Origin of the sequence: Actinomadura sp. NPDC000600 (assembly GCF_040492135.1) — a bacterium.
Lineage (GTDB): Bacteria > Actinomycetota > Actinomycetes > Streptosporangiales > Streptosporangiaceae > Spirillospora.
Genome location: NZ_JBEUPD010000018.1, coordinates 192,961 through 200,376, shown reverse-complemented (window position 1 = coordinate 200,376; position 7,416 = coordinate 192,961). Strand labels below are relative to the sequence as shown.

The window sequence follows — 7,416 nt, the reverse complement described above, 5'->3', positions numbered from 1 at the left end:
GGTCTTCTTGGTCGTTGATCCATCTACCGGAGACCTCACTCATCTCCAGACACGACATGCCGACCTGGGACAAGACTTCCTAAACACGGCCTAGTGGACGCCGCTCGCCAGCAGCGCGTGCGCGGGCAGCGCCACCTTGCCGTCGCCGGCCGCGTACCCGGCGATGATCTCGTCGTAGGCGGCCTTGACGCGGGCGACGGTCGGCGCGTCCTGCCGCCCGACGATCACGCCGTTCGTGCCGACCCTGGACAGCGCGCCCGTCTCCCACCACTCCTCGGGGTCGACGACGTGCTCCCAGGTCACCTCCTCGACCGCGACCTCGCCGAACCCGGCCTCCGCGACCAGCCGCCGGAACGCCGCCGGCTCGCCGTACTCCACGAACGGCGTCTGGGGGATGTCGTCCGGCCACGGGACGCCGGCCGCCTCGATCGCCTCCCGGACGACCGCGAGGGCGCCGCTGCCCGGCATGACCCAGCAGGTCACCGCCAGCCGGCCGCCCTTGCGCAGGACGCGCCGCAGCCGGGCCAGCGCCGCGTCGGGGTCGCCCACGTGGTTGATGACGAAGTTGCCGGCGACCGCGTCGAACGTCCCGTCCTCGAACGGGACCTCAGGCAGGACGGCGACCCGCACGTCGAGCCCGGGGACGTTCCGGCGCGCCGTCTCGGCCATGCCGGGCTCGGCGTCCATGGCCGACACCCGCGCGCCGCGCCGCACCGCCTCCCGCGAGACGAACCCGGGCCCGGTGCCGACGTCGAGCAGCCGCGTCCCGTCCCGCACCCCGGCCGCGTCCAGCAGCGGATCGATCATGTACCGCGTGACGCGGGCGAACCCCCGCTCGTACGCGGGGGCCCGCCCGGCCCACAGCTCCCGCTCGTAAAGATCGAAGTCCATCGTCACGCCCCGCAGCCTACGTCAGCGGACGTCCACGGCGTCGCCCGGCGAGGTCGAGCCGAGGTAGCCGGAGGTCTCCTTGTAGACCGCCTTCCAGGTGCCGTCCACGGACGCCTTGAAGCTCTTCGCGAACCAGCCGCCGGCGTCGGTCTTCGTCGCCGCCACCTGCTTGTACGTCGAGGTGCCGGCGGCCTTGAAGTAGACGTACACGGGCGCGTTCGGACCCGGGCCGGCCTTGTCCCGGAACCGGTAGAGCTGCCCCTTGACCGTGATCGCCTTGCCCTTCTTCACGGGCTCGGGTGAGGCGTTGAAGTAGTGCCACTCCGTCCGGTACTTCACGTCGACGTGGTCGACGACGCTGACGGCCGGCGTGTTCAGAACGCTGCCGGGGTAGCGGACGCGCCAGTCCGCGTCCTTCGTCACGGGCTTGTCCTCGTCGAAGTAGAAGCGCCCCGGCCGCCCCAGGGTCTGGGTCGCCCAGACCTTCCAGGTCTTGCCGTCCAGGGAGTACTCCAGGTACACGGGCACGTTCGTGCTGTTGGTGTAGTCGGGCCGGATGTCCAGCCGTCCCCGCACGACGATCGGGTCGCGGTACGCGAGCGGCTCCGGCAGGGCGTCGAACTCGGTGAACACGGAGTCGTTCCGGATGTTCACCGTCCCCAGGTTCACCTGGCTGGCGGTGAGGACATCGTCCTCCAGGACGCGCGCCGTCACCGTGCCCGACCTGCCGACCTCCTGCCCGGCGACGAAGAAGGCGCGGAAGGTGCCGTCGTCGGAGGTCCGGACCCGCGTGGCGCCTCCGGGGCCCTTGATCTCGTCCGGCACATCGACCTGGACTTCGGCGCCGGCCGCGGGCAGAGCGGACGCCTTCAGGACGACCCTGCCTCGGATGGTCACCGGCGTGGACGGCGCCACGGTCGACCCCGGCGCCAGCTGCGCCGTGATGGCCGTGGCCTGCTTGTCGACCGTGACGGCGAGGGTCGGGCCGGTCTCGGTCGCGTCGGCGTGGGCGGTGCCGGGCGCGACGAAGAGCGCGGCGGTGATGGCTGCGGTGGCGAGCAGTGCGGATGATCGACGCAAGGGGAAACCTCTCCACTGATTACTGGTATGGAGCCTACGTCCAAGATCGACTAGCGGTTGATCAATGGCCGTTAGCGGACGTCCACGTAGTCGTCCCGATACGTCTTGGCATAGGTGGACGTGGCCCCGGAGTAGGCGCGCCAGGTGCCGTCCTTGGTCGCCTTGAAGCCCTTCCGGAACCGGCCGATCCTGTCGGTCGTCTGCTTGCCCATGTAGACCCACTTGGACGATCCCCTGGGCAGGAAGTAGAAGGTGATCGTCTTGCCGCCGTAGGTGTACCACTTCGAGGTCTGGCGGTAGAGCGTGCCCATCACCGTGACGGTGCCGCCCTTCTTCACCGGCTCGGGCGCCGCGTTGAAGTCCAGGATCTTCGTCCGGTACCGGACCTCCACGTTGTCGGTCCCGCTGACCGACTGCTCGGTGCTGTCGCTCTTGGGGACGAGGGCCCGCCAGTAGCCGGTCCGGTCGGCCCTGCCCTCCACGGTGAACCTGCCGTCCCCGGACACGCCGACCTCGCCCTTGGTGCTCCACGTCTTGCGGTCTGTGGAGAACTGCAGTCGCACGGAGGCGTTGCCGGGGGCGCCGATCCAGCGGCCGTCCGCGAGCTTGGTGAGGACGCGCCCGTACGCCTTCACGTTCTCGCCCCGGCCGATCGGCTCGGGCGTGGCGTTGAACCCGGTGACGGAGGTCCGGTACGCCACGTTCTGGACGCGCGTCCGCTCCTCGGACCGGAAGTAGCCGCGGTAGTCGGCGGGCCAGCCGAGGGCGTCCGTCGCGAAGGCGGCCGACCACGCACCGTCCTCGCTCGGGTTGATCGGGAACGTGAAGACGCCCCCGGCGCCGGTCGTCGCACGGCCCACGGTCGTCCAGACCGGCTCGGGGGACGGCGCGGCGAACTTGATCTCGACCTGCTTGCCCGCGAAGGGCGCCCAGACGCCGCCGCGGTCCTCGCGTTCCAGCCTCCCGGTCAGGTCGACCTGGTCGCCCGCGACGAGGTGCTCGGGCACGCTCACCGTGATCCGCGTGTTCAGCTTCCGCATGGCGACGGAGGTCCGCTCGCTCTCGGCGGGCCGGTAGAGGAAGGAGCCGCGGTAGACGAGGCTCATCCGGAGGTACTCGCTGGAGAAGGAGGCCTTCCCCTCCACCCTGCCGTCCGCGTCGGTGACCGCGGGGGTGCTCCGGCCGTCCTCCGCGACCAGGCGCAGCGTCTCACCCGCGACGGGCACCGGATCGCCGTTGGCGGCCCTGCTCGTCAACCGCCCCCGGAAGGTCACCCAGGGGTTCTCGATGTCGACGACCTGCGGGGTCACCTCGAAGTCGCTGATCACCGTGTCGGCGCCATTGTCGATGGTGGCGCGGTGGCGGGCCAGGACGGTCTGCTCGGCGTTCGTCAGCTCGACGTCCACCCACCAGCGGCCGGGGTCGACGGTGACCGCCGTCCTGGTCCGCCAGACGCCGTTCTTCGCGGTGCCCTCGACCAGCTCGAAGTCGTCCGCGGTGAGCGGCGTCGCGGTTCCGCCCTCGTAGGGTTCCGTGACGGCGCGCACCTCGGTGATGTCCAGTCCCGACTCCGCCGCCACCTCGATCTTCGTGGTGGCGCCCGGCGACAGCAGGCGGGTGCTGAGCAGCCGCAGGGGCTCCATCGCGTCCGCCGGGACCGCGGCGAGGGAGAACGTCACGGCCACGGCCGTGACGAGGGCGAGCAATCGGCGCACGGGACGACCTCTCCACTGTTCACTGGTGTGAAGAGGACGCCCAAGATCGACAACCGGTTGCCCCCGCGGCGGCGCTGAATGATCTCGGTTGCGTCACACCCGGGAAGGCGCCGCCGATCAGGCGTTCGCGTCCGCCCAGGCCTGGTCGAGGACCTGGGCGAACGTCTCGGTGGGCTGGGCGCCCGAGACGCCGTAGCGGCGGTCGATGACGAAGAAGGGCACGCCGTTGGCGCCGATGTCGCGGGCGGCGCGCTGCTCGGCGTCCACCTCCGAGGCGAACTCCCCGGACGCGAGCACCTCGCGCGCCTCGGCCGGGTCCAGGCCCGCCTCGGCCACGATGTCCACGAGCGTGTCGCGGTCGAACACCGGACGCCCGTCGGTGAAGTACGCCTTGAACAGGGCCTCGACGACGACGCCCTGCACACCGCGGCGGCCCGCGAGGTGGACGAGGCGGTGCGCGTCGAGAGTGTTGCCCGCTCGGCGGCCTTCGAGGCGGTACTCCAGGCCCGCCGCGGCGGCGCGCTGCTCCATCTCCCGGTTCTTCTCCACGGCCTCGGCTCGCGTCATGCCGTACTTCTCGGCCAGCATGTCGGCCACGTCGACCGTCTCGCCCTGCGGGAACGAGGGGTCGAGCTGGAAGGCGCGGTAGACCACCTCGACCTGGTCCCGGTGCTGGAACCCCTCCAGCGCCCGCTCGAAATGCCGCTTGCCGAGGTAGCACCACGGGCACACGACGTCGGCCCAGATCTCAACACGCACAGGGATACCTCTCTCAGGACGGTCAACCGTGCCAACACGTCCCCGGCGCGTTTGATTTCCGAGCTCAGGGGCGCCCGTGGCGGATGCCGGTGAGCCAGGCCGCCGCCTCGGTGAAGTCGGCGTCGTGGGTGCCGCGCCGGATCTCGGGGCGGACCTCGTCGGCGCGGGCGTACGAACCGACGAAGCGGACGTCGGCGCAGATGCGGCGCAGGCCCATCAGTGCCTCGCCCACGCGGGCGTCGGTGACGTGGCCCTCGAAGTCCATCCAGAACAGGTAGGAGCCGAGACCCGCGCCGGTGGGCCGGGACTGGATCAGCGTGAGGTTGATGCCGCGGACGGAGAACTCGGTGAGGATCTCCAGCAGGGCGCCCGGGTGGTCCTCGCCGATGAACGCGACGACGGTCGTCTTGTCCATGCCGGTGGGCGGCGGCGGGGGGCAGGGGCGGTGCAGGACGACGAAGCGGGTGACGGCGTCGGCGACGTCGTGGATGTCCTCGGCGAGGACGGACAGGCCGTAGCGGGGGGCCGCGAACGAGCCGGCGAGGGCGGCGTCGTAGTGGCCGTCGGCGACGTGCTGGGCGGCCTCGGCGTTGGAGGTCGCGGCGCGCCATTCGGCGTCCGGGACGTTCTCCTGCAGCCAGCGGCGGCACTGCGGCTGCGCGATCGGGTGCGACGCGACGGTCTTGATGTCGTCCAGCGCGGTGCCGGGGCGCCCGAGGAGGGCGAACGAGACCGGCAGGTGGATCTCGCCGACGATCTGGAGGGGCTCGCCGGTCGCCAGCTCGTCCAGCGTGGTGGGGACCGAGCCCTCGACGGAGTTCTCCAGGGCGACGACGGCCGTGTCGGCCTCTCCGCGGCGAAGGGCTTCGAGGGCGGCCGGGACGGTCGCGTACGGGATGTGCTCGCCTTCGGCGGCGCCGGGGAGGGTGAGCAGCGCGGCCTCGGTGAAGGTGCCCCGCGGACCCAGGTAGGCGTAGCGCGCTGGCCTGTCGTCTGCGGTCACGGGATCCCCCGGGTACGTGTTTCGGCGGTGCGGAAGTTTCGGCTGTGCGGAAGCCGCCTTGCGGCAAGGCGAGAACCCCGAGTCTACCGTCCGGCGGGCGGCCGCCTCGGGCGCCGTTCGGGCGTGCTCAGGCGCGGGCCGTGGACGTGCGGGCGCCGTTGCCGAAGTCGGGCAGCGGGTCGTCCATCGAGACGACGGGGCCCTTGCCGAGCCGGGCGGCCCGCAGGACCTGGTTCTCCTCGGGGGAGAGCGTCTCGACGGCGTGCCCGCCCTGGACGGCCTTGGCGTACGTCCGCGTCTCGGTCCGCCCGTTGATGGAGCTGACCACCACCCCGTCGCCGACCGCGTTGATCAGCGCGAGGGAGAAGGACCGGTGCCCGGACATCTCCTTGAGCGCGTCGTAGTGGACGATGGCGAGGTCGCGCAGGGCGCGCTCGTCGACCTCGCCGCTCGCGACCTGGAGCTGGCGCCTCAGCATTTCCCCGCACTCGTCGACGACCTGGTTGACCCGGTTGTGCGCGACCACCGCGATGGAGAGCCCCGCAACCCCGGCGACCAGGCCAGCGACGGCCACCGCGACAAGCATCACGGGCCGAGCGTACCCAGGCCGACCTGCCGTTGCGAAGGATCTCGGGGGTGGTCGTCCGGATCGAGCCGTCTGACCAGCCACGTTCCGAGAACCATGATCGACACGAGTGCCGCGATGCCGAACGAGTCGCGCAGGACCTGCCCCGCGAAAACCGTTGCGGCGGAATGATCTGGGCCGATCAGTCCGCGCGCCCACCACGGGAGCGGGAACAGGAACAGCAGCCAGAGGCCGAACGCGACCAGACATCTTCGCGTGTCGCGCCCGTCCCCCACCAGAGCCCCGATTACCGCGATCATCCAGACGAGGTGGTGGATCCACCCCACGGGGGACAGGACGACGGACAGCAGCCCGACGATCGCGACCCCGGCGAGCAGGAGGCTGTAGGCGTCCGCGCCGGTCGCGGCGTCGGCGGCGAGCGTCGCCCGGCGCGCCCAGGCGAAGCCGAACCAGGCGGCGACCAGCGCCAGGGCCAACCACACCAGCGTCCGGGCGGGCCCCTCGTCCAGGATGCGGGCCACGATCCCGTGGATCGCCTGGTTGGTGGTGCCGTCGACCGCGCCCGTCCGGTCGCCGCCCTCCAGCAGCGCCCCGAACCAGTAGCCGGACGAGTCGGACGGCAGCAGCGCGAACCCGCCGAGCGTGGCGACGACGGCGGTCAGCACGGCGTTGCCCAGCGCCTCCCGCCGTCCGGTGATCAGGAAGTAGACGAGGAAGACGCCCGGCACCAGCTTGATCGCCAGGGCGAGGCCGACGAGCATGCCGCGCGGCCAGCGGGCGGTGCGGGCGCAGCAGTCGGCCAGGCACATGGCCAGCAGGAACAGCCCGACCTGCCCGAACCTGACCTGGTCGCGGACGGGGTCGAGCCACGTCGCCGCCGCGACCAGGACCCCGGCGGTGAGCGGCGCCCAGCGCCCCGTCCGGCGGATGAGGTCGCGGAAGGCGTAGCAGACGACGATCACGAGCGCGGCGTAGATCAGCCCCGTCCACGCCCACTGGGCCGCACGCCAGGGCAGCAGGGTGAACGGGACCGCCAGGACGGCGGCGATCGGCGGGTAGGTGAAGGGGAGCAGCTGCGGCGGCTGGGTGAGGAAGTCGTAGAGCGGCGCGCCCCGCAGGACGGCCAGCCCGCCCTCCCGGTAGACCTCCAGGTCGACGAGGCGCTGGTCGGGCTGGTTGCCGAGCCACCGGTGGACGACCGGCGCGGCGGCGGCCACGGCGACGGCGATCCCGGCGAGCAGGATCAGCAGGTCGCGGGGGCTCCGCCTGGCGGGGGCTCCGGCCGCCTCGCCGGGGGAGTCGCGGGCATCCCGCGCGATGAGACCGTCCACAGCCCGCAGGATATGGCCCCTGCCCGGTGGTAGGGCTCTTGTAACCTGAAC

At 71.8% G+C, this 7,416-nt stretch carries 7 protein-coding genes; all 7 read right to left on the bottom strand.

What is annotated here, in order from left to right:
• Nucleotides 1-90: 90 nt before the first annotated feature.
• Nucleotides 91-891, bottom strand: a complete 801-nt coding sequence (locus ABWI07_RS25745; protein WP_235036965.1) for a class I SAM-dependent methyltransferase — start codon at nt 889-891, stop codon at nt 91-93.
• 21 nt (nt 892-912) lie between these two features.
• Nucleotides 913-1,971 carry a hypothetical protein gene (locus ABWI07_RS25740; RefSeq protein WP_353820060.1) on the bottom strand — a complete coding sequence of 353 codons (1,059 nt, stop codon included), beginning with the start codon at nt 1,969-1,971 and terminating at the stop codon, nt 913-915.
• 71 nt (nt 1,972-2,042) lie between these two features.
• A complete protein-coding gene (locus tag ABWI07_RS25735; RefSeq protein ID WP_353820059.1) occupies nt 2,043-3,686 on the bottom strand; it encodes a hypothetical protein in 1,644 nt (547 codons plus the stop codon).
• Between the two features lie 117 nt (nt 3,687-3,803).
• Nucleotides 3,804-4,445 carry a DsbA family oxidoreductase gene (locus tag ABWI07_RS25730; protein WP_353820058.1) on the bottom strand — a complete coding sequence of 214 codons (642 nt, stop codon included), beginning with the start codon at nt 4,443-4,445 and terminating at the stop codon, nt 3,804-3,806.
• Nucleotides 4,446-4,509: 64 nt separating this feature from the next.
• Nucleotides 4,510-5,448: a prephenate dehydratase gene (gene pheA, locus ABWI07_RS25725; protein ID WP_353820057.1), complete on the bottom strand. Its 939-nt coding sequence runs from the start codon at nt 5,446-5,448 to the stop codon at nt 4,510-4,512.
• 127 nt (nt 5,449-5,575) lie between these two features.
• Complete coding sequence (locus ABWI07_RS25720) at nt 5,576-6,034, bottom strand: DUF4446 family protein (RefSeq protein ID WP_149260764.1); 459 nt, start codon at nt 6,032-6,034, stop codon at nt 5,576-5,578.
• A complete protein-coding gene (locus tag ABWI07_RS25715; RefSeq protein ID WP_353820056.1) occupies nt 6,034-7,365 on the bottom strand; it encodes a glycosyltransferase 87 family protein in 1,332 nt (443 codons plus the stop codon). The genes ABWI07_RS25720 and ABWI07_RS25715 overlap by 1 nt, the downstream gene beginning before the upstream one ends.
• Nucleotides 7,366-7,416 lie beyond the last annotated feature (51 nt).

Coding starts and splice junctions, on each gene's coding strand:
- ABWI07_RS25745 (WP_235036965.1), bottom strand. CDS start 891: ATGGACTTCGATCTTTACGAGCGGGAGCTGTGGGCCGGGCGGGCCCCC.
- ABWI07_RS25720 (WP_149260764.1), bottom strand. CDS start 6,034: ATGCTTGTCGCGGTGGCCGTCGCTGGCCTGGTCGCCGGGGTTGCGGGG.